The sequence below is a fragment of the Streptomyces pseudogriseolus genome, assembly GCA_002154585.1.
In the GTDB taxonomy this organism is placed as follows: domain Bacteria; phylum Actinomycetota; class Actinomycetes; order Streptomycetales; family Streptomycetaceae; genus Streptomyces; species Streptomyces pseudogriseolus.
The window spans coordinates 1115-22254 of record MUNG01000391.1 but is presented as its reverse complement, the minus strand read 5'-3'; the positions used below and the strand labels follow the sequence as shown (position 1 = coordinate 22254).

The 21140-nt window shown below is 72.7% G+C and carries 25 protein-coding genes; 13 read left to right on the top strand and 12 right to left on the bottom strand.

The window, feature by feature from the left end:
- The 6 genes from CCN29_RS28740 to CCN29_RS28715 form a co-directional block, all read left to right on the top strand.
- Positions 1-699 (top strand): diacylglycerol kinase family protein (locus CCN29_RS28740; RefSeq protein WP_086685490.1); only part of this gene is annotated, 699 nt, incomplete at its 5' end.
- 176 nt (positions 700-875) lie between these two features.
- On the top strand, positions 876-1313 hold the full coding sequence (locus CCN29_RS28735; protein WP_006131119.1) for a Fur family transcriptional regulator: 438 nt from the start codon (positions 876-878) through the stop codon (positions 1311-1313).
- A 33-nt stretch (positions 1314-1346) separates the two neighbouring features.
- Positions 1347-3572 (top strand): catalase/peroxidase HPI, encoded by a 2226-nt coding sequence (gene katG / locus CCN29_RS28730; protein WP_086685486.1) that lies wholly within the window; start codon positions 1347-1349, stop codon positions 3570-3572.
- A gap of 163 nt (positions 3573-3735) precedes the next feature.
- Positions 3736-3969, top strand: coding sequence for a hypervirulence associated TUDOR domain-containing protein (locus CCN29_RS28725; protein ID WP_031061287.1), 234 nt, complete (start codon positions 3736-3738; stop codon positions 3967-3969).
- Entirely contained in the window at positions 3966-4310 is a 345-nt protein-coding gene (locus tag CCN29_RS28720; protein WP_086685484.1) for a DUF3140 domain-containing protein, read from the top strand. The genes CCN29_RS28725 and CCN29_RS28720 overlap by 4 nt, the downstream gene beginning before the upstream one ends.
- A 172-nt stretch (positions 4311-4482) precedes the next feature.
- Positions 4483-4914 carry a hypothetical protein gene (locus CCN29_RS28715; RefSeq protein WP_031019211.1) on the top strand — a complete coding sequence of 144 codons (432 nt, stop codon included), beginning with the start codon at positions 4483-4485 and terminating at the stop codon, positions 4912-4914.
- A gap of 697 nt (positions 4915-5611) precedes the next feature.
- On the opposite strand, the gene CCN29_RS28710 is transcribed toward CCN29_RS28715, so the two are convergent.
- Entirely contained in the window at positions 5612-6034 is a 423-nt protein-coding gene (locus CCN29_RS28710; protein WP_006131114.1) for a DUF350 domain-containing protein, read from the bottom strand.
- Positions 6035-6365: 331 nt separating this feature from the next.
- Between CCN29_RS28710 and CCN29_RS28705 the strand changes: the two genes are divergently transcribed.
- From CCN29_RS28705 to CCN29_RS28695, 3 genes are all read left to right on the top strand, one after another.
- Complete coding sequence (locus CCN29_RS28705; RefSeq protein WP_086685482.1) at positions 6366-6722, top strand: hypothetical protein; 357 nt, start codon at positions 6366-6368, stop codon at positions 6720-6722.
- A gap of 170 nt (positions 6723-6892) precedes the next feature.
- Positions 6893-8137 (top strand): glycoside hydrolase family 16 protein, encoded by a 1245-nt coding sequence (locus tag CCN29_RS28700; protein ID WP_006131112.1) that lies wholly within the window; start codon positions 6893-6895, stop codon positions 8135-8137.
- 37 nt (positions 8138-8174) lie between these two features.
- Positions 8175-8555 (top strand): hypothetical protein, encoded by a 381-nt coding sequence (locus tag CCN29_RS28695; RefSeq protein WP_052034342.1) that lies wholly within the window; start codon positions 8175-8177, stop codon positions 8553-8555.
- A 70-nt stretch (positions 8556-8625) separates the two neighbouring features.
- On the opposite strand, the gene CCN29_RS28690 is transcribed toward CCN29_RS28695, so the two are convergent.
- Entirely contained in the window at positions 8626-9363 is a 738-nt protein-coding gene (locus CCN29_RS28690; protein ID WP_086685480.1) for a D-Ala-D-Ala carboxypeptidase family metallohydrolase, read from the bottom strand.
- A 240-nt stretch (positions 9364-9603) separates the two neighbouring features.
- Here CCN29_RS28690 and CCN29_RS28685 point away from each other — a divergent pair, with 240 nt between their 5' ends.
- Positions 9604-10323, top strand: a complete 720-nt coding sequence (locus CCN29_RS28685) for an FAD binding domain-containing protein (RefSeq protein WP_006131109.1) — start codon at positions 9604-9606, stop codon at positions 10321-10323.
- Between the two features lie 24 nt (positions 10324-10347).
- Here the strand turns inward: CCN29_RS28685 and CCN29_RS28680 are convergent, their stop codons facing one another.
- Both CCN29_RS28680 and CCN29_RS28675 read right to left on the bottom strand, forming a co-directional pair.
- Positions 10348-11826 (bottom strand): glutamate-cysteine ligase family protein, encoded by a 1479-nt coding sequence (locus CCN29_RS28680; protein WP_031019208.1) that lies wholly within the window; start codon positions 11824-11826, stop codon positions 10348-10350.
- Between the two features lie 80 nt (positions 11827-11906).
- Entirely contained in the window at positions 11907-12335 is a 429-nt protein-coding gene (locus CCN29_RS28675; protein WP_086685478.1) for an SRPBCC family protein, read from the bottom strand.
- Between the two features lie 184 nt (positions 12336-12519).
- Here CCN29_RS28675 and CCN29_RS28670 point away from each other — a divergent pair, with 184 nt between their 5' ends.
- On the top strand, positions 12520-12714 hold the full coding sequence (locus CCN29_RS28670) for a DUF2795 domain-containing protein (protein ID WP_006131106.1): 195 nt from the start codon (positions 12520-12522) through the stop codon (positions 12712-12714).
- Between the two features lie 74 nt (positions 12715-12788).
- Positions 12789-13202 carry an SRPBCC family protein gene (locus CCN29_RS28665; protein ID WP_006131105.1) on the top strand — a complete coding sequence of 138 codons (414 nt, stop codon included), beginning with the start codon at positions 12789-12791 and terminating at the stop codon, positions 13200-13202.
- Here the strand turns inward: CCN29_RS28665 and CCN29_RS28660 are convergent.
- The gene (locus tag CCN29_RS28660; RefSeq protein ID WP_442538532.1) at positions 13176-14111 is read right to left on the bottom strand and encodes a pentapeptide repeat-containing protein; all 936 of its coding nucleotides are present in this window, start codon (positions 14109-14111) and stop codon (positions 13176-13178) included. The two genes, CCN29_RS28665 and CCN29_RS28660, sit on opposite strands and share 27 nt — an antisense overlap.
- A 102-nt stretch (positions 14112-14213) precedes the next feature.
- A complete protein-coding gene (locus CCN29_RS28655; RefSeq protein WP_086685476.1) occupies positions 14214-14822 on the bottom strand; it encodes a CGNR zinc finger domain-containing protein in 609 nt (202 codons plus the stop codon).
- A 130-nt stretch (positions 14823-14952) separates the two neighbouring features.
- On the opposite strand from CCN29_RS28655, the gene CCN29_RS28650 reads away from it, so the two are divergent.
- Positions 14953-15645, top strand: a complete 693-nt coding sequence (locus tag CCN29_RS28650) for an SDR family oxidoreductase (RefSeq protein WP_006131102.1) — start codon at positions 14953-14955, stop codon at positions 15643-15645.
- Positions 15646-15666: 21 nt separating this feature from the next.
- On the opposite strand, the gene CCN29_RS28645 is transcribed toward CCN29_RS28650, so the two are convergent.
- The 6 genes from CCN29_RS28645 to CCN29_RS36335 form a co-directional block, all read right to left on the bottom strand.
- Positions 15667-16596 carry a GNAT family N-acetyltransferase gene (locus CCN29_RS28645; RefSeq protein WP_006131101.1) on the bottom strand — a complete coding sequence of 310 codons (930 nt, stop codon included), beginning with the start codon at positions 16594-16596 and terminating at the stop codon, positions 15667-15669.
- 134 nt (positions 16597-16730) lie between these two features.
- Positions 16731-17522: an enoyl-CoA hydratase/isomerase family protein gene (locus CCN29_RS28640; RefSeq protein WP_086685474.1), complete on the bottom strand. Its 792-nt coding sequence runs from the start codon at positions 17520-17522 to the stop codon at positions 16731-16733.
- Positions 17519-18787, bottom strand: a complete 1269-nt coding sequence (locus tag CCN29_RS28635; RefSeq protein ID WP_039986644.1) for a cytochrome P450 — start codon at positions 18785-18787, stop codon at positions 17519-17521. Before CCN29_RS28635 ends, CCN29_RS28640 begins: the two co-directional genes overlap by 4 nt.
- A gap of 164 nt (positions 18788-18951) precedes the next feature.
- Positions 18952-20301: a cytochrome P450 family protein gene (locus CCN29_RS28630; protein ID WP_442538531.1), complete on the bottom strand. Its 1350-nt coding sequence runs from the start codon at positions 20299-20301 to the stop codon at positions 18952-18954.
- A 93-nt stretch (positions 20302-20394) separates the two neighbouring features.
- Positions 20395-20997, bottom strand: a complete 603-nt coding sequence (locus tag CCN29_RS28625) for a GTP-binding protein (protein WP_006131097.1) — start codon at positions 20995-20997, stop codon at positions 20395-20397.
- The coding region (locus CCN29_RS36335) for a DUF742 domain-containing protein (protein ID WP_442538533.1) at positions 20972-21140 on the bottom strand (169 nt) is incomplete at its 5' end. The genes CCN29_RS28625 and CCN29_RS36335, both read right to left, overlap by 26 nt.

Below are 21140 nucleotides of genomic sequence, written 5' to 3'. Positions count from 1 at the left end.
GCCGTCGGCGGCGACGGCATGGCCGGCTGTGTCGGCGGCGCCCTCAGCGGCACCGGCGCCACGCTCGGCCTGGTCCCGGCCGGCCGGGGCAACGACTTCGCCCGGGCGCTCGGCCTGCCCCGGGACCCGGAGGCCCTGGCGGCGATCCTGCTGCACACCGACCCGCGCCCCGTCGACACGATCGAGGTCACCTCGGCCACGCACGACCGCGTCGTCGTGCTCGGCAGCGTCTACGCCGGGGTGGACGCCCTCGCCAACCGGCACGCCAACCGCTCCCGCCTGCTGCGCGGATCCGCGTCCTACTACGCGGGCGGGCTGCGGGCCGTCACCACCTGGCGCGCGGCCCGTTACCGGGTCACCGTCGACGGCACGGAACACACCCACACGGGTTACACCGTGGTCGCCGCCAACTCCGGCACGTACGGATCCGGCCGTCTCATCGCCCCGGACGCCCGGCTCGACGACGGCCTCCTCGACGTCGTCCTGATCGGCCACGCGCCCCGCCTGCTGTTCTTCGCCCTGATGAACGAACTGCGCACCGGCGCCCACCTGCACCGCCCCCAGGTGCGCGTCCTGCGCGGCCGCGAGATCCGTGTCGAGGCCGACCGGGCGATCCCGTACGGCACGGACGGCGAGGTCGACGCGACCCTGCCCGTCACGGCGAGAATCCTTCCGGGGGCGCTCAACGTCCTGCACTGACAGCCCGGGGCCCGCGCGAAGTCCCTGGTCGGACCCTTCATCGGGCCAGGTGGCCGGCACTCCCGCGCCCGGTGCCGTGCGCAACCCGGGAGCCACCCCCCGTTACCGGACACGTCCCAGGAATGGATCCGTTCGTTCTCTGGAATTGTTCGCGTCTTCGGCGGTAGGTTCGGCCCATGACCGCATCCCGGCCGTCGACCGCCGCCGAGGAGCTGCGCGGTGCGGGGCTCCGCGTGACCGCCGCCCGCGTCGCGCTCCTCGACACCGTCCGCCAGGGCGGCCATCTCGGCGTCGACACCGTCGCCGCCGAGGTGCGCCGGCGCATAGGGCACGTGTCGCTCCAGGCGGTGTACGAGGGGCTGAACGCGCTGAGCGCCGCCGGCCTGGTGCGGCGCATCGCCCCGGCGGGCGGCGCCGCCCTCTACGAGGGTCGCGTCGGGGACAACCACCACCATCTGGTGTGCCGTTCCTGCGGCGCCGTGGCCGACGTGGACTGTGCGGTCGGCGAGGCGCCCTGCCTGACCGCGTCCGACGGCCACGGCTTCGAGGTCGACGAGGCCGAAGTCGTCTACTGGGGCCTGTGCCCCGGATGTTCCACCTCCCGCAGTGCCTGAACTGCGCGAACGTTTTCGCCCGGAAGGACTCCCATGACCGAGAACCATGACGCGATCGTCACCGAACCCAAGGCGGAGGGGGCAGGCGGCTGCCCGGTGGCGCACGATCGCGCGCCGCACCCCACCCAGGGCGGCGGCAACCGTCAGTGGTGGCCCGACCGTCTCAACCTGAAGATCCTCGCGAAGAACCCGCCGGTCACCAACCCGCTCGGTGAGGACTTCGACTACGCGGCGGCGTTCCAGTCCCTCGACCTCCCGGCGGTGAAGCGGGACATCGCCGAGGTCCTCACCACCTCGCAGGACTGGTGGCCGGCCGACTTCGGCAACTACGGCCCGCTGATCGTCCGCATGGCCTGGCACAGCGCCGGCACCTACCGCATCAGCGACGGCCGCGGCGGCGCCGGCGCCGGCCAGCAGCGGTTCGCCCCGCTCAACAGCTGGCCGGACAACGCCAACCTCGACAAGGCCCGCCGTCTGCTGTGGCCGGTGAAGAAGAAGTACGGCCAGAGCCTGTCCTGGGCCGACCTGATGATCCTCGCGGGCAACGTCGCCCTGGAGACGATGGGCTTCGAGACCTTCGGCTTCGGCGGCGGCCGCGAGGACGTCTGGGAGCCGGAGGAGGACGTCTACTGGGGCCCCGAGACCACCTGGCTCGACGACAAGCGCTACTCCGGCGACCGCGACCTGGAGAACCCGCTCGGCGCCGTCCAGATGGGCCTCATCTACGTCAACCCCGAGGGCCCCAACGGCAACCCCGACCCGATCGCCGCGGCCCGCGACATCCGCGAGACGTTCCGCCGCATGGCGATGAACGACGAGGAGACCGTCGCGCTGATCGCCGGCGGCCACACCTTCGGCAAGACCCACGGCGCCGGCCCCGCCGACCACGTCGGCGACGACCCCGAGGCCGCCTCCATGGAGGAGCAGGGCCTGGGCTGGCGGAACACCTACGGCACCGGCAAGGGCGGCGACACCATCACCTCCGGCCTGGAGGTCACCTGGACCGCCACGCCGACCCGGTGGAGCAACGGGTTCTTCAAGAACCTGTTCGAGTTCGAGTACGAGCTGACCGAGTCCCCGGCCGGCGCCAAGCAGTGGGTGGCGAAGAACGCCGAGCCGATCATCCCCGACGCGCACGACCCGGCGAAGAAGCACCTGCCGACGATGCTCACCACCGACCTGGCGCTGCGCTTCGACCCGGTCTACGAGCAGATCTCGCGCCGCTTCTACGAGAACCCGGACGAGTTCGCCGACGCCTTCGCCCGCGCCTGGTACAAGCTCACCCACCGCGACATGGGCCCGAAGTCCCTCTACCTCGGCCCCGAGGTGCCCGAGGAGACGCTGCTGTGGCAGGACCCGCTGCCGGAGCGTGACCACGAGCTGATCGACGCCGCCGACATCGCCTCCCTCAAGGAGCGCCTCCTCGCCACCGGCGTGTCCGTGTCCGACCTGGTGTCGACGGCGTGGGCGGCGGCCTCCTCCTTCCGCGTCAGCGACAAGCGCGGCGGCGCCAACGGCGGCCGTATCCGCCTGGAGCCGCAGCGCGGCTGGGAGGCCAACGACCCCGACCGCCTCGCCGGCGTGATCCGCGCCCTGGAGGGCGTCCAGGAGGCGTTCAACGCCGCCCAGACCGGCGGCAAGCGGGTCTCCTTCGCCGACCTGGTGGTGCTCGGCGGTGTCGCCGCCGTGGAGAAGGCCGCCAAGGACGCGGGCTTCGACGTCGAGGTGCCCTTCACCCCGGGCCGCGTCGACGCCACGCAGGAGCAGACGGACGTCGAGTCGTTCGCCGCGCTCGAGCCGACCGCCGACGGCTTCCGGAACTACCTGGGCAAGGGCAACCGGCTCCAGGCCGAGTACCTGCTGGTCGACAAGGCCAACCTGCTCGACCTGAGCGCCCCCGAGATGACGGTGCTCGTCGGCGGCCTGCGGGCCCTCGGCGCCACCTACCAGCAGGGCGCGCAGGGCGTGCTCACCGGGACGCCGGGCGTCCTCACCAACGACTTCTTCGTGAACCTGCTCGACCTGGGCACCACCTGGAAGTCGACGTCCGAGGACCAGACCGCCTTCGAGGGCCGCGACGCCGCCACCGGCGAGGTGAAGTGGACCGGCTCCCGCGCCGACCTGGTGTTCGGCTCGAACTCCGAGCTGCGCGCCCTCGCCGAGGTCTACGCGAGCGACGACGCCAAGGAGAAGTTCGTCCAGGACTTCGTCAAGGCGTGGGACAAGGTCATGAACCTCGACCGGTTCGACCTCGTCTGATCCGCGGCGCTCCGCCGGTCCCTCCGGCGCGCTGATCCACCTGTCCGGGCCGGTCCCCTCCGCGGGGGCCGGCCCGGACGGCTGTCCGCCCGAGATGCGCGTCGCCGCCGCTGCCGCCAGGGTGGGAAGCGGCCCGACGGTCGACACGAAGGAGGCGCCGGACATGGCGAAGGACGGCAAGAAGTCCGGGAAGGACCTGCACGAGGGCGACCACGTCGCCTGGAGCAGCCACGGCAGCGAGACGACGGGCGAGGTCGAGCAGAAGATCACCGAGCGGACCGAGGCGGCCGGCCGCACCGTCGCCGCCTCCGAGGACGATCCGCAGTACGAAGTGCGCAGCGACAAGTCCGGCAAGACGGCGGTGCACAAGCCGTCCGCGCTCAAGAAGAAGAAGTGAGCGCCGTGGCCGCGGACGACGAGGACACCTGGAACGAGTTCCGGAAGCTGGTCAACATGGCCCCCGGCGATCTGGAGAAGTGGCTCGAGACGGACGAGTCGCAGAGCGCAGGACAGCACAAGGACGGCGGCGAGTCGACCGGGCACGCCTCGGGACGGCGCATCGTCGCGTTGCTGCGCGCCAAGCGCGCCGACCTCACCGAGGACAACTACGCCCACATGCGCAAGGTCGTCGGCTACATCCACCGCCATCTCGCGCAGCGGCCGTCCGGCGACGTCACCGACTCGCGCTGGCGGCACTCGCTGATGAACTGGGGCCACGACCCGCTCGCCGACAACTGACGGCGCCCGTACGGCAGTTCGTTCCGGTCGTCATGTCGACACGTCGACCGGGAACGTCCGAAAACCGTCGCACGTTGTCGGTGTGAGGTTGCACAATGATCGGAAAAGGAGATCAACTCCGGCGCGGTGCTGGGTAGACGGTCTCGTGTCCGGCTCCGGAAAGGTCCTTCAGATGCTTGCCACCGTCGACCGCTCGACCACCCTCGTCGACCTGCCGTCCGTCCGCCGACGGCGCGCCCGGGCGGCCGTCGCCGCCCCGGCCCGGGCCGCCCTGCCCGCGACCCATGCGACGCCCGGGACGACGGCCGACGTGCTGCGCATCATCGCGGACCCGCGCACCCCGACCTACGTCACGGTGTTCGCCAACGGCCGCCGCCGGTACAGCTACTGGCGTCCGATCGACCCGGCGACGGGCGCCGGCGGCTGCTACGCGGCGCTGCCCACCGCCGAGTGCGACGCGCTGCACGCGAGCGGCAGGATCATGCTCGGCGAGCCGGTCGTCGACCCCAACCGCACCACGTACCGCGTCCGTACGGCCACCCGTGTCACCGCGGCCCCCGCCGCCCGCCCGGCGGTCGCCCCGGAGCGGCGGAGGGTGGCCTGACGGCCGGTCGAGGGCCCTCCAAGCGGCTCGCGTCGGCGGCAACAGCATTGCCACCGTCCCGGTGGTTCCTGGACCAACTGGAGGCACAGCGCGCCTAGGGGGCGCGGGGAACTGCGCACCCAGCCACGACGCGGCCGCACCCGGCATACAACAGCCCCGGCACCCCGGTGGCCGTACGGGGGTGAGGCGCAGGCCCGCTGAGGGGTGCCGCCTGGGCGCGTCGGCGCAGCCGGCAGGGGCTCCGTACTTTCCGGTAACGCTCCGATGGAGCCAACTTCACGGACGCCGTGTCCGTCCCGTGACCACGGGATGCTCATCGGCTGCGTCCGTGGCGGGGCCGCCGGCATCGGTCGGCCGCGCGGGCATCGCCCGGCTGGGCACCCGCGCTCCGGCAGCCGACCGCGCTGGGCGGCGCAGACGTCCGGCTGGGTCGGCTGCCGGACTCCGGTTCTCGGGTGCTCGCCGGCATCCGGAAACGGCGGGCTCGGACGGCACGGTCACGGCCCGCCGTGCACGCGGTGGCACCTTCGCCGGCAGCGGCTTCGGCGACCCCGGTACTCCACGCCCTCCTCAGCCGTGTCCTCATGGCCGTGGGCGGTCCGCCGCGAGGGCGCCGCGGTGTACCGCCCGAGCACCCGTACCGTCCGCGCGCCGCCCAGGCGGTGACGCGCGGACGTCGGGAGGTGACGAGGCGTCCTCAGGCTATGGACGCCGAAATGACCGCCGACACCGCGATGTTGCAGGACGCCGTCACCCAGACCGCCGGGTGCGGCTCGACCTCCACCAGCGTCGCGCCCAGCCGGCCGGGGGTGACCAGGTCGATCACGAAGAACGCCACGGCCATCATGACCAGCCCCAGCACGCCGAACACCGCCGTGGAGGCCAGGCCCTTGCCGAAGTCCTCGTAGGTCGTCCAGATCGAGGTGAAGACGATGCCGCCGATGCCGAGCAGGGCGGAGCTCAGCACCAGCGCGGCGTTGCGGTTGCGCTCCTGCCAGATCTGCCGGCCGAGCTTTCCGGGCGTCAGCATGTCGACCAGGAAGATGCCGAGGACCAGCAGGACCAGGCCGAGTGCGCTGTAGGCGCCTGCCCGGCCGAGTCCGTTGACGATGTCGCTCATGGGGTCGCAGGCTCCGTTGGGTGAGTGATCGCGGTCAAGGGCGAGCAAAATGTAGCGCACCCGTCCGGCTCCGTGATCTGCTGCCCTGTCATCCTGCCCCGTCATCCCCCTCCGTCGCCGATGTCGTCGGCGCGGGCGATTCCCGGCACCCGCTCCCCAACGGCCCCGGTCTCTCGTGGGCAGTGTGGCGCAAGAGACCGCGTGTAGGTAGTAACTCGCGTGCACTCGACGGGAGTAGCTACCGATTTCGGCGTGCTGTCATGGACCGGCGCTTCCGGGGCATCAGATGTCCGTCGGACCGAAGGACCGAAGTGCCGAGGGGGAGACGCGCATGAGCAGGGGCAGCCGGGTTCTCACCGTCATGTACGTCGCCGTCGCCCTGTGGCTCGCCTTCTGCACCGTGCGCACCTGGGGCGCCGTGCCGGCCTGGACCACCCTCGCCATGGCCGCCGCCTCCCTCGCGCCCGTCCTGGGCATGGTCCGCGAGACCGTCATCGCCGACGAGCGGCGGGCCGTCGCCGTGCTGCGCGAGCGTGAGGGGCGCCGGGCGGCGTGGCGGGACGCGGCGGCCGCCGCGGTGGCCCGGGCCGAGGTGGAGGCGGCGTGCTGCGAGCGCTGGTGGACGTCGTGCGCGACCGAGCACGACCCGAAGTGCGCCCACCGCACCTCCTGGGGCACCACGGCCTGATCTCCCTCCGGGGCGCTCGGAGGACCGGCCCGGCAGTGATGTGAATTCCTGGTCCGTACCAGGGGGTTGACGTCTCCTTATCTCACATCTTGAATCAAGTGGTTGAACCTTCACCCCCCACCACGGTCGGCGCACCCGTTCCCACGGGTCGCCGTACGGAAGGGAGAGCCATGTCCTCTCCGCGCACGCGCCGCAGATGGGCGGCCGCCGTCGCCCTGTCCGCCGCGCTCCTCGCCTCCGGCGTGACCGGCACGACCGCGCAGGCGGAACCCGCCCGGGTCTCCGACGTCTCCGCGGCGGCCGTCGTCTTCTCGGACACCTTCGACGGGCCCGCCGGCGCGGCCGTCGACTCGTCGAAGTGGCAGATCGAGACCGGCGACAACGTCAACAACCACGAACGGCAGTACTACACCGCCGGGAACAACAACGCGGCGCTCGACGGCCAGGGCCACCTGGTCATCACCGCCCGCAAGGAGAACCCGGCCAACTACCAGTGCTGGTACGGCACCTGCCAGTACACCTCGGCCCGGCTCAACACCTCCGGCAAGTTCACCGCGCAGTACGGGCACGTCGAGGCGCGGATGAAGATCCCGCGCGGGCAGGGCATGTGGCCCGCGTTCTGGATGCTCGGCACCCCGGTCAACTGGCCGGACTCGGGCGAGATCGACATCATGGAGAACGTCGGCTTCGAGCCGTCCACCGTGCACGGCACCATCCACGGCCCCGGCTACTCGGGGTCCGGCGGCATCGGCGCCGGCTACACGCTGCCCGGCGGCCAGGCCTTCGCGGACGCCTTCCACACCTTCGCCGTCGACTGGGCGCCGGACCGCATCACCTGGTCCGTGGACGGCAACGTCTACCAGACCCGTACGCCCGCCGACCTGGGCGGCCGGCAGTGGGTGTTCAACAAGCCGTTCTTCCTCATCCTCAACCTGGCGGTCGGCGGCTACTGGCCCGGCGACCCGGACGGCTCCACCGTCTTCCCGCAGCAGCTCCTCGTCGACCACGTCTCGGTGACCACCGGCGACACCTCGATCGGCGGCGTGATCCGGGGCCTCGCCGGCAAGTGCGTGGACGTCGCGGGGGCCAACACCGCCAACGGCACCCCCGTCCAGCTCTACGACTGCAACGGCACCGCGGCGCAGCGCTGGACGGTCGGCTCCGACGGCACGATCCGCGCGCTGGGCAAGTGCCTGGACGTGGCCTCGGGCGGGACGGCCGACGGCACGCCCGTGCAACTGTGGGACTGCAACGGCACGGCCGCCCAGCGCTGGGTGGTCACCGCCGCCCGCGACATCGTCAACCCGCAGGCCGACAAGTGCCTGGACGTGACCGGCAACAACTCCGCCAACGGCACCCGGCTCCAGATCTGGACCTGCGCGGGCACCGCGAACCAGAAGTGGACGGTCGGCTGACACCGTGACCCTGCCCCGCTCGCCCTCGGGCTGGACCATGGCCGTGTTCGGCGTGCTCGCCGCCGCGCTCGGCGCCGTGGGACTGGTCTCGCCGGACGCCCAGCTGTCGCTGCTGGGACTGACGGCGCCGGGCGGGCGGGGGAGCGGTGACCACACGTCCGCGTTCGTCACGGCGTCGTCGACGGCGGCGCTCAACATGGGCGTGTACTACGTCCTGGCCGCGCTCGCCGACTGGCGGGCGTTCTTCGGCTGGACGGTGCCGTTCCGGCTGCTGACCTGCGCGGTGTTCACGGCCGCCGTGGTCACCGGCAGGGCCCCGGAGGCGTTCCTCGGCGTCGCGGCCTGGGAGGGCCTGGGCGCCCTCGCGACGGGCGCGGCCCTGCTGCGGGAACGGCGGGCCGGGGCCGAAGAGGCCTGAGCGCCTCGAGAGTTGTCGAGGGGGTCCCGTGCGGGACCCCCTCGGCGTCTTCCCGGTGTGCGGGCGGGCGTCAGATGCCGCAGGTCGAGGCCGACCAGAAGCGGCTGCCGCGGTGGTCGACGTGCGTGTGGTCGTTGTGGCCCGGGTAGCCGGGGCCGAGGATGCCGTTGAAGCCGTGGTTGCGGGCCTGCTTGGCCAGGGTGCACAGGGAGTGCGGTCCCGCGCCGAGGTCGGCGGCGTCGCCGTACAGATGGCGGCTGTTGCTCGCGCCGCCCACCGCGCTGTTGCAGGACTGGGAGCGGAAGCCGCTGGTGACCCGGATCGGCTGGTCGCCGAGCGCGTGCCGCAGCGCCTCCAGCTTCCACATGGTGCGCAGCGCGTTCGCCTTCGCGGTCGCGGCGCTCACGGCGCCGCCCGACCAGGTCGAGTTGCAGCGGTTGAGCTCCGCGTAGTCGAAGTGGACCGGCGTGCAGTCGTCGTCCTGGAGGGCGTACAGCTTGCTGAAGGTGTTGGGGCCGGCCACACCGTCGGCGGCGAGGCCGTAGGCGGACTGGAAGCGCTTGAGGGCGGCGGCGGTGGCCGGGCCGAACTCGCCGTCGACGGCCAGCACCGCACCGTAGCCCGGATAGCCGCTCAGCCGGATCTGGAGCTGGGTGACGTCGGCGCCGGACGCGCCCTGGGACAGGGTGCGGTTCCAGGTGTAGCAGCCGTCGGCGTGCGCGGTCCCGGCGGTGGCGAGGGACCCCGCCGCCAAACCAGCCATGAGCATGACAACAGACAGGACGAGTCTCAGTGCGCGTTTCAACATGCGGTGTCCGCCTCCGGTACGGGATCGGGTGAGCAACGAGCCGTGTGACGCGCGTCAACCATGGGGCAAACCCACGGCCGTGCGCAAGGTGCCGCCGACCGGAGCACACCTCGCGCGCGTGAGCCCTGTACGCGCCCCCGGACGGCTGGTGAGAATGCGGTGCCGGTCCCCCCTCTCCCGTGAAGTGTCGTACGCCCCACCCCAGTTGGACCATGCGCCGAGGAAAGCAGGTCGATCGCCGTGTTGCTGCGTCTGCCCACGTCCCTGTCCGAAGCCCGGCGGTGTCTGGCCGAGGGGGCGGTGCCCGTCGGCGGGGCCACGCTCGTCTGGGCGCAGTGGCAGCGCGACGGCTTCCCGGAACAGGCGCTGTCCCTGCGCCGGCTGCCCGAGGCCACCGTGGTGGACGGCGAGACCCTGGGCGCCGCCGTGCTGCTGCACCAGGTCGACGAACGGGTGCCGGAGGTGCTGCGCCGGGCCGCCGCCTCCGTCGGCACCGGAGCCGTGCGCCGGACGGCCACCGTCGGCGGCAACATCGTCGGCAGCACCCTGCGCTGTCTGCTGCCCCCTGCGCTGGTCCTCGACGCGCGAGCCACCGTCATGGACCACGACGGCGCCTACGAGGCCGAACTGGCGGAGGTGGTGGCCAAACGCCCCCTGCTGCTGGCGCTCCGCTGGCGCCGTCCGCTCGCCAGCGCCTACTACAAGGCGCCCGGCGACCTGGGCGGCCCGCCGCCCCTGGTGGTCGCCACCGCCGTGCACGCCGAAGGGGCCGGCGGGCGGCGGCTGTTCACCGCCGTACGGGACGGCGGCGAGGTCGTCAGCGGCAGCGTGCCCGCGCCGGCGGACCCGGACGGAGTGCTCGACGCCCTGGAGGGCACGGCGCCGGGCGGCCTGAGCGGTGAGGCGCGCGAGGCGGTGCGGCGGGAGGTGACGGACCTCCTGCGGCGGGCCGGCGACTGAGCGCACGGGGCCGCCGCCCGCACCTCATTCCACGGGCCAGGTGTGCACCGGCGCGTTCAGGTGCATGTAGTCGATGTACTGCTGCGTCATGCGGCGCAGCGCCTCGTGCCGCCCGCAGTGCGTGGTCGCGTCGATGTGGTGGAACATCTCCTTCTGCCACACCGCGCCGTTGCGTCCCGTCACACAGCGCTGCTCGATGATGCCGAGCAGCGGCTCCCGCCACGCGTCGTCCATGCCCGACAGCTCCAGGCCCCGGTGCGCCAGCGGCAGCAGCCGCCGCAGGACCAGCTCCGCCGCCGGCACCTCGCCCATCCCGGGCCAGTACAGCCGCGCGTCGATGCCGTACCGGGCCGCCGTGCGCAGGTTGTCCTCGGCGGCGGAGAAGGACATCCGCGACCACACCGGCCGCTCCTCCTCCACCAGGCCGCGGGTGAGCCCGTAGTAAAAGGCGCCGTTGGCGAGCGTGTCGGCGACGGTCGGGCCGGCGGGCAGCACCCGGTTCTCCACCCGCACGTGCGGCTTGTCGCGGGAGACCGCGTACACCGGGCGGTTCCAGCGGTAGATGGTGCCGTTGTGCAGCGTCAGCTCGCCGAGGTCCGGGATGTCGCCGCGCAGCAGGGTCTCCGCGGGATCCTGGTCGTCGCACAGGGGGAGCAGGGCGGGGAAGTAGCGCAGATTCTCCTCGAACAGGTCGAACACGCTGGTGATCCACCGCTCCCCGAACCACACCCGGGGCCGCACCCCCTGCACCTTGATCTCCTCGGGACGGGTGTCGGTGGCCTGCTCGAACAGGGGGACCCGTGTCTCGTGCCAGAGCTCCTTGCCGAACAGGAAGGGCGAATTGGCCGCCAGGGCCACCTGCACCCCGGCGATCGCCTGCGCCGCGTTCCAGTACGCCGCGAAGTCCTCCGGGTCGACCTGGAGGTGGAACTGCGTGCTGGTGCAGGCGGCCTCCGGGGTGATGGTGTCCGCGTAGGTGCGCAGCCGGTCGATGCCGGTCACCTCGATGTGCAGGTCCTCGCCGCGCGCCGCGAAGATCTGGTCGTTGAGCAGCCGGTAGCGCGGGTTCTCCGACAGGGCGCCCTCCCCGACGTCCTCGTGGCGCAGGGTCGGGAGGATGCCCGTCATGATCAGGTGCGTGCCGATGGAACGGGCGCGCTCCTCCGCGTGGTTCAGGGCGGAGCGGATCTCGGACTCCCACGCGTCGGGACCGCCCTCGGTGAGCCGCCGGGGCGCGATGTTGATCTCGAGGTTGAACCGGCCCAGCTCGGTGTCCCAGGCCGGGTCCGCGATCGCCTCCAGCGCGTCGGTGTTGCGCATCGCGGGCTCGGCCCGGTCGTCGACCAGGTTCAGCTCGATCTCGAGACCCACCTGGGGCCGCTCGGCCTCGAAACGTGACTCGCGCAGCATCTGCGCGAGCGCGTCGAGGCACTGCTGCATCTTGATCCGGTAGCGGCGGCGGTCCTCGCGGGTGAAGGTGAGCGCCGGGACGTCCCGTCCCATCGGTCTCCCTCCAGGCTGTTCGTCCGGAACCTGACCACCCCAGCGTCGCACCGGTGGGCGTCCGCGACCAGGCGAGTCGGTCAGGCCGTGGGACCCTCCGCGAGGAACCGGGTCAGGCTGTCCAGCAGCATGGTGCTGCCCTGCTCGGCCATGTCCCGCTCCTCCACGGTGTCGCAGATCTGTCGCAGCTCGATCCGCGTCTTCGGCCCGTCCCCGTCCAGCTCCACCACCATCACGGAGGGCTCGGCGCGCCCGGGCACGTCCATGCCGACCACCAGCAGGCGGTTCTCCTCCACCTCCAGGTAGGACCCGGTCAGCGGCACCTCGGTGCCGTCGGGCGTGACCATGATGGCCTGCCAGGCGCCGCCCGGCCGCACGTCCATCCGCACCGAGCCGGGCGCGGCGTACGCCCAGCGGGCGTACGCGTCGGGCGTGGTCCACGCCCGGTAGACCGCGGCGGCGGGGGCGTCCAGGGTGCGGGTCAGGGTGTAGGAGTGGCCGTCGCTCATGATGTCGTCCTTGTCCTCGCGTCGTTCCCCTTGGGGCTTCGGTGGGGTAGACGGGGGCGCGCCCGGAAAGTCATCGGTCCGTGCCGGACCTCCGCGTCACAGGTGCATCGGCTCGCCGGGCGCCGGGTACCCGGCCGGTCCTCGCGCGGACACGCCGCGCCGGAAACACCACGGGAGGCTCGCCATGGCCGACCTCAGCCCGATCGACCTGCAGAAGGCGCTCAAGGGCGCCGACTACCCCGCCGCCAAGGACGACCTCGTCTCGGTGGCGAGGAGCAACGGCGCCGACGACAGCCTCGTCAAGAAGCTGTCGGAGACCGGGACCAAGCGGTTCGACGGTCCCAACGAGGTGCAGAAGGCCGTCTTCGGCAACGAATGACCCGTGCGCCGGGGTCGCCGCCCGCCGCCGCGGGCCGGCCCCGGACGCCGCGACCGACCGAGGACGGTGCACCGATGACCGAGTACGAGCGCTCGCACACCATGCCGGCCCCGCCCGAGCAGGTCTTCGACCAGGCGGCGGACGTCGGCCGGATGGGTGACTGGCTGCCCGCGGACCTGCATGTGCGCGCCGAGCGGCCGCCCGCCGTGACCGTGCACGAGGACCGCACCGACGAGGACACCTCCGCCCTGCTGCGCGCCGAGCGGGACCAGATGCGCATCGAATGGGGGACACGGGAACAGGGCGGCTACGCCGGGTGGCTCCAGGTCGCCGGCATCGACGGCGGGACCAGTGAGGTGACCGTGCACCTCTCCTTCTTCGAGGGCGGCCACGACCCGGGCGAGGAGCAGGTGACCGGCGCCCTCGACGACAGCCTGCGGCGCCTGGAGCGACAGGTCCGGCTACGCGTCGGCCACGACGCCGGCTGATCCCTCGCGCGCCCAGTGGGCGGGGCGGCCCAGCGACGGCGGCAGCGTCGTCGCCGCGTCGCCCCGCGCCGCCGTCAGCTGCGCCCCGGTGAGGAACAGGGTGCCGGTGAGATCGGCGCCGGACAGGTCCGCGTCGCGCAGGTCGGCGCCGATCAGGTCCGCGTCGCGCAGATCCGCGCCCGTGAGGTCGGCGCCGACGAGCAGCGCCCCGCGCAGACTCGCCCCGCGCAGATCCGCCCCGGACAGCCGCGCCCCCATCAGGTCGGCCCCGCGGTGGTCCTTCCTCTTGCCCGGCACCCGCGCCCGCGTCAGCTCGCTGGCCCGCAGCAGCAGCGGGTTGACCTCCCCGCGCAGCGCGTTCACGTCGAGCGCGACGACCGACTCGGCGTCTCCCCGGGTCAGCTTCTCGATCCGCGCCAGCGCCCGGCGCAGCTCGCGGTGCACGGGACGGGCCGCCGGGAGGTCCAGCGCCTCGGCGGTGTAGGCGAGCAGTTCGTGCAGCTGCCGCATGACCGGGAACACCGCGAACATCGCGGACGCCGACGCGGGATCCCGCCGCCAGTCGGTGCCGCCGAAGGTGACCTGCGAGACCTTCTGCCCGGCGCCGAAGCAGTCGAAGACGGTGCAGCCCCGGTAGCCCTCGTCGCGCAGCCGGGCGTGGATGCCGCAGCCGAAGTCGTCCCGCAGATGGCCGCACGCCCGTCCGGCGGGCTTGTCCCGGGCGAAGTCGGCGGATCGGGCGAACGGCAGGGCCACGCAGCACAGGCCGAAGCAGGAGGAGCAGTCGGCGCGCAGCTCGTCACGGTCCGCGACGGCGGGCGCGCGGTCCGGGCCGGGCTCCGTCCGGTCGCGCCGCCGGGGCCGTCCGCCGCCGTGCCCGGACGGGCGGGTTCCGTGCTGTGGCGACACCGTGAACGCTCCTGGACCGACGAGGGACGCCGCGTGCGGGGCGCCCCGTGAACGCCGCCCATTCTCGCAGACGGCCCGGCCGACCGGGCGCCGCGCGCCGGTTCACTCCCCGGCCGTCGCCTCCCCGTTGAGAGCCCCGACGGTCCGCTGCTTGCGGCGGGCCCGGGACGCGCGCAGGTTCGCCGCGTTCCCGCACCGGCGGACGTCGTGCCAGACGCCGCTGTTGTTGCGCGAGCGGTCGTAGAACGCGGACCGGCAGCCCGGCTCCCGGCACAGCTTGAGCCGCCGCCAGGTGCCGTCGGTCTGCGCGAGCAGCACCTGCGCCCACACGGACGCCTCCAGCCACTCGCCCGGGCTCCCGACCGGCACCAGGGCGACCCGGCCCGCCTCGTCCAGGCCGGGCCGCAGGGAGACGTCGGTGGGGGCCCGGACCGGCTCGGCCTCGCCGGTCACCAGGGCGGCGAGCCGCTCCCGCAGCGCCCTCACCCGATCCAGGTCCTCGGGGCGCGGCTCCCCGGACGGGCCCGGCCAGCCGTGGGCCTCGGCCCAGGAGGCCGTCACGTCCCGCAGCCACCGGCCGCCGGTCTCCTCGCCGGCGAGCACGTCCTCGCCGTACGGCGGGATGGCGCGCGTGTTGAGGAGTTCCTGCACCAGCGCGAGCCCGCCCGCGGCGGGGCGGATGAGGTAGCGCTCGGTCGAGGTCCATGACATACGTCAATCGTACTTGACTCTGTCGCGATTCCGGCGCACTGTGGGCGACAGAAGCAAAACGCTTTTACTTACGTCGCACCCTGTCGCGCTTCGACGCGCGTCCGTGTGCATCCATGCGAGGAGCAGAGCAATGACCGAGATCAAGGGAGCCCGCGCGCTGGTCACCGGCGGTCAGCGCGGTCTGGGTGAGGCCTTCGCCGCCGCGCTGCTCGAGGCCGGCGCCGAGACGGTGTACGTCACCGCGCGCCACCCCGGGCCTTCGGCGGACCCACGGCTCGTGCCGCTGGCCCTGGAGGTCACCGACGAGGCGTCCGTGGCCCGGCTGGCCGAGCAGGCGCCGGACGTCGACATCGTGATCAACAACGCGGGCGCCACCATCCCGGGCGGCCTGCTGGACAACGGCGTCGCCGACGTGGCGCACCTGTTCGACATCAACGTCCTGGGCGCGCTGCGCGTCACCCGGGCGTTCGCCCCGGTGCTCGCCCGCAGGGGAGGGGGAGCGCTGGTGAACGTCCACTCGGTGCTCTCCTGGGCGTCCGGCGCGGGCGCGTACGGCGCGAGCAAGGCCGCCCTGTGGTCGCTCACCAACTCCCTGCGCGGGGAGCTCGCCGGTCAGGGCACCCAGGTCGTCGGCGTCCACCTCGGCTACACCGACACCGACATGGTCCGCGCCCTGGACGTGCCGAAGAACGACCCGCGGGACGTCGCCGCCCAGGTGGTGGAGGCGCTCCTCAAGGGCGAGAGCGAGGTGCTCGCCGACGAGGTGACCCGGCACTTCAAGGCCGCGCTGTCCGGCCCCGTCGAGGGACTCGCGGTGGCCTGACCGGTCCTCACCGCCGCGCGGTCACCGCACCGTCGTCTCCCAGGTGTCCACCGCGTAGTGCAGCGTGAGCCCGTGCCGCTCGTACAGGCGGGGCGCACCGGTCGCGTTGCGCGTGTCCACGCCGAGCCCCACCGTGTCCCGGCCGCGCGCCGCGAACACCCCGAAGGCGTGACGCAGCAGACAACCGGCCAGACCCCGGCCGCGCGCGGCGGGCAGGACGCCGAGGCTGCGGATCCAGCCCATCGCCTCGCGGTCGCCGCGCGCCATCAGAAAGCCGCAGTCGCCCAGGTCGTCGGCGGTGACGATCCACACCAGGTTCCAGTCCATCCCGCGGGCGTCCACATCGTGCAGCCAGGTCGCGTAGGAGCGGGGCTGGAAGTCGAAGTGCCCGGCGAAGGACTCCTGGTACAGGGCGTGCACCCGGACCCGGTCCTCCTCGGTGGCACAGGCGCGCACGCGCACGCCGGCGGGGGGTTCGGGCAGCGGGTCCCGCGTGGGGTCGAGGGGGCGGTGCAGCACGTGGTAGCGGCGGACCACCCGCCAGCCCCGCTCCGTCAGCAGCCCGGTGTCGAGCGTGGGCGCCGCGTTGAGGTGCAGGTGCACCACGGCGCGGGCGGCGCCGTTGGCCCGGGCCTTCTCCAGCGCCCTGGCCTCCATCGCCGCCACCGTGCGGGCGGCCTCCGCCTGGTGGGAGGGCAGCGCGTAGAGGTCCACGTCGATGCGCTCACCGCCCGACGGGTCCCACAACAGGCCGAAGACCACGACCTGTCCGTCGTCCGTCACCAGCCAGGAGTCCCGCTCCAGGTCGGTGTCGGGATGCTCCAGGTCGGCCAGCACGGTGTGCAGATCGGTCTCGGGGCGGCCGATCTCCAGTTCGTCGACCTGGTTCATCAGGGCGGTGACGGCGGTGGCGTCGGCCGGGGTCGCGGGCCGGATCGTCGAGGTGGGCATGGGCACCAAGCGTCGGGCGGCGGCCCGCCCCGCGCAACGGATTTTCCCGCGCCCGCGCCCGCGCCAGCGCGCGGGCGCGTACGACGACGGCGGCACCCGTTCCCGACGGGTGCCGCCGTGCGCGGGCCACCAGGTCAGCGGGCGGTGCCCGCGGCGCGCTGACCGGTGAGGACCGCCGTCAGCAGCTCCGGGTCGAACAGGGAGACGTCGGCGAGCCGGGTCGGGGCGGCCAGGGACTGGAGCATCGCCTTGGTGACCCGCACCGCCGACGCCGGACGCCGCAGCACGGGCTTCGCATACGCCATCACCGCGTCGTCGAGCGCGTCCGCCGGCACCACCTTGTGCAGCAAGGACAGGGCCAGGGCCTCCTGGGCGTCGAAGACCCGCGCGGTCAGGAGCAGTTCACGCACCCGCGCCACCCCGACCTCGCTGATCAGCCGGGGGAGCAGCCCGCCCCACGCGGGCGGCACCCCGAGGGCCAGCTCCGGCAGCCGGAACGTGGCCGTGTCCACGCCCACCCGGAGGTCGCAGGCGAGCAGCAGACCCACGCCCGCGCCGACCGCCCTGCCCTGGACCCGGGCGACGGTGACGGCCGGGTTGGCGGTGAGCGCCTCGCACACCCGCAGGGCCTTCTTCCCGGAGACGCGTATGCCGTCACCGGTCGGGTCGGCGTCCAGCTGCTGCGGGAACTCGCGCCGGTCGCCGCCGAGGCAGAACGCGTCCCCGGCCGCCGACAGCACCAGGACCCGTACGCCGGGGTCCTGGTGGTCGAGGACGGTGAGGAGGTCGTCCAGCATGGCGTCGCCGACCGCGTTCCCCTCCTCGGGAAGGTGCAGTTCGACCGTGAGCAGGGGCCCCTGCCGGTAGGTGCGCACGGTCTTCAGCACCTGGTCGGCGGGGAGTTCGGCGAGGGGCGATGCGGTCATGCGGTCACCTTCAGGGACGTGATGCGGCGGAAGACGAGACGGGAGTTGTCGTAGGCGGGCGGCCCGGCCGGGCGGAGCGTGGGGAAGCGCTCCAGGATCTGCGCGATCGCCTCGCGCGCCTCGAACCGGGCGAGGGGAGCGCCCAGGCAGTAGTGTGCGCCGCTGCCGAACGTGATGTGGCCGCCGTCGCGCAGGATGTCGAAGACGTGCGGGTCGGGGTTGCGGCGCGGATCGTGGGCCGCCGCCCCGTACAGGATGTGCACGGTGGTGTCCTTGGCGAGCGGGGTGCCGGCCAGCACCGTGTCGTCGGCGGCCACATGGGAGTTGAGCCACACCGGCGGGTCGTAGCGCAGCGTCTCCTCGATCAGGTCGTCGATGTGCTCGGGGTGCGCCCGCAGCCATTCGGCGCGGGCGGGCTCCTCGGTCGCGAAGCGGACCGCGTTGGTCAGCAGCACCGCGCTGGTCTCCAGCGAGGCGATGGTGATGAACATGGTCAGGTGGTAGATCACCCGCGCCGCGGCCTCCGGGTCGTCCGCGAAGTGGGCGTCCCAGTGGCGGATCCAGCCGGTGAGGACATCGTTGCCAGGGCGCGCCCGCCGCTCGCGGATCAGCTCGCCGAAGAAGGCCCGCATCTCCAGCGTGGCCTGCCCCGCCTGCGCCAGCTGCTCCTTGGTCGGGAAGAGTTCCTGCGCGTACGCCTGCCGGTGGGCGAAGTCCAGGATGTGCGCGTGGTGCTCCTCGGGGATGCCCAGCCACTCGCCGACCGTGCGGACGGGCAGCAGCTCGGCGACCGTCTGCACGAAGTCGGCCTCCCCGTCCGCCCGCAGCCGCTCCTCCAGGCCGTCGAGCAGGCCGGTGACGATCCGGGCGACCGCCGGGCGCAGGCCCTCCAGGGTGGTGCGGTCGAAGGGGTTGCCGAGCGCGCGGCGCTGGCAGGTGTGCGAGGGGGCGTTGATCCGGGACAGGGTGCCCGTGAGCTCCTGGGTGGCGAGCTCCTGCCAGCGGCGCGGGTCGGGCTGCCGCTCCTGCCAGGCGAAGTCCGGCACGAGCCAGTTCCTGGACCGCAGGACCTGGCTGCATGCCTCGAACGAGGTGACGAAGTAGGCACCCCAGGGGGCGCGCACCACGTCCCCCAGAGAGCGCAGCCCTTCCCAGACGGGCAGGGGGTCGGCCTGCCCCTCCGGTGAACGAAGGTGACGGAGGAGGGAAATGACGGCTCGGCGGTCGCTGATGGTGGGGCCGCTTATGTCGCCAACGGCGGTCACGTGGTGCTCCTTCGGCTGGACGCTACCGTTACCGCCGGAACCTACCCTTCCGACTATGTATGTCATGTGTCGTTGAGTGTTGCACCTGTCACATGCTAGGCACTTGCCAACTGCCCTTCCGCCACCCGCAGTTCCGACCCGCGTCGGAGATCGGACGTCGGTCGTCAGACGCGGAAGACGTCCAGGAAGCTGCTCCAGAATCCCTTCCTGCGCGTCGGGGCTTGACGGGCCGGCTGGGACGACGAGGCGGCCGCCGGCCGCTCCGCCTCGGGCATCGCGGCGGCCCGCTCGCGCAGGGCGGTGGCCGCCCGGGTGGCCGGCGTGGGGCTGAACGTCACCGGCAGCGCCACCAGCGCACGGTGGAACGGGCCGGGCCGCCACTCGAGTTCCTTCTCCGGCACGGCGAGCGCCAGGTCGGGCAGCGCGTTGAGCAGCCGCTCGATCGCGGTGGTCGCGATGACCTGCGCCGGGTCCTTCGCGGGGCAGGCGTGCGGGCCCGCGCCCCAGGCCAGATGGGCGCCCTTGCTGTGCGCGCGGCGGGCCTCCTCCAGCGCGGGGTCGGCGTTGGCGCCGGCGAAGGAGATGACGACCGGGGTGTCGGCCTCGGCCACATGGCCGCCCAGGTCCACGTCCCGCACGGGGTAGTGCGTGGCGTAGTTGGCGATCGGCGTCTGGTTCCACAGCACGTGGTCCATCGCCTCCTCGATCAGCATGCCGCTGTCCCGGGCGCCCGACCCGGACAGCAGCAGCATCAGCGAGCTGCCGATGAGGTTGCGCTCCGGCTCGATGCCGGCGCCCATCAACAGCACCAGCTGGTCCTTGAGTTCCTCGTCGGTCAGCCCGGCGGGGTGCTGGATCAGCCAGGAGGTGACGTCGTCCTCGGGCCGGCGCCGCTTGATGGCGATCAACTCCATGAGGGCCGCGGTCAGTTCCTCGTTGGCCCGTATCGCGTCCTTGCCGTCGAAGATCGCCGACATGGAGGCGGTGACGGTGTCGCCGATGTCCGCCGGACAGCCGAACATCTTGTTGAACAGCAGCAGCGGCAGCAGCTTGGCGTAGTCGCCCAGCAGGTCGGCCCGGCCCAGCTCGCTGAACCGGTCGATCAGGTAGTCGGCGATCGGCTCGACGTCACGCCGGATCCGCGTGGTGCTGAGCCGCGCCAGACTGTCCACCACGGCCTTGCGCAGCCGCAGATGCACCGCGCCGTCGGTGAACAGACAGCTCGGCCGGTACGCCATCATCGGCAGCACCGGGTTGTCCAGGGCGATACGGCCCTCGTTCAGGGCCTTCCAGCGGCGGGCGTCACGGGCGAACAGCTCCGTGTTCTGCAGCACCCGCAGCGCCATCTCGTGCCCGACGACCAGCGTCGCGTCCACCCCGGGGGCCAGCTCGACCGGACCGGCCGGGGCGTGCTCCCGCAGCTGGTCGTAGACCTGGTGCGGATCGGTGGCGAAACGGGCGTCGTGCATCGGGCATCTGCCCGCACCCGACGCGGACGGGGAGTGAGCTTCCATGAGGTCTTCCTTAGTGAAACCGTGAGCCGGGGACCGGAGCCGGGGGCCGGTAGGCCGAGGCCCCGGCCCCCGGACCGGGCGGACGCGAGGAGGTCAGGACGTGCGGTCGAGCAGGTGCCGCACCAGCGCGATCAGCGCCTTCGCGGACGACTGCTGGTCCCGGGCGTCGCAGTGGACGACCGGGGTGTCCGGCAGCAGGTCGAGCGCCTCACGCACCTCCGCCTCCTCGTACAGGGGGGCGGTGTCGAAGCAGTTGACGGCGATGGCGTACTCCAGGCCGTACCCCTCGATGAGGTCGATGACCGGAAAGGTCTCCTCCAGCCGCGCCGGGTCGACCAGCAGCAGCGCCCCCAGCGCCCCGCGCGCCATGTCCTCCCACAGCTGCATGAACCGCTGCTGCCCCGGCGTGCCGAAGAGGTACAGCACCAGGTCGTCGCTGAGGGTGAGACGGCCGAAGTCCAGGGCGACCGTGGTGGTGGTCTTCCCGGTGACGCCCCTGAGGTCGTCGACGTGCGCCGACGCCTGGGTCATCTTCTCCTCGGTGCGCAGCGGCGTGATCTCCGACAGCGAGCCGATGAAGGTCGTCTTGCCCACGGCGAAGTGCCCGACGACGAGGATCTTTGCGGCGTTGGTCACCGCGCTGGAGACGTAGATGGACTTCTGGGCCGTCTCAGCCGATGAGGGATTGGAGTCCATGCAGAACCTTCTCGAGGGTCGCTCTGTCAACGTTCTGGGCCCGGGGCGGCTCGGCCCGGCGGAGCAGATGCCCCTGTTCCGATAAATCGGTGAGCAGCAGCCGGGCCACCCCGACCGGCAGGCCGAGGTGGCCGGCCACCTCG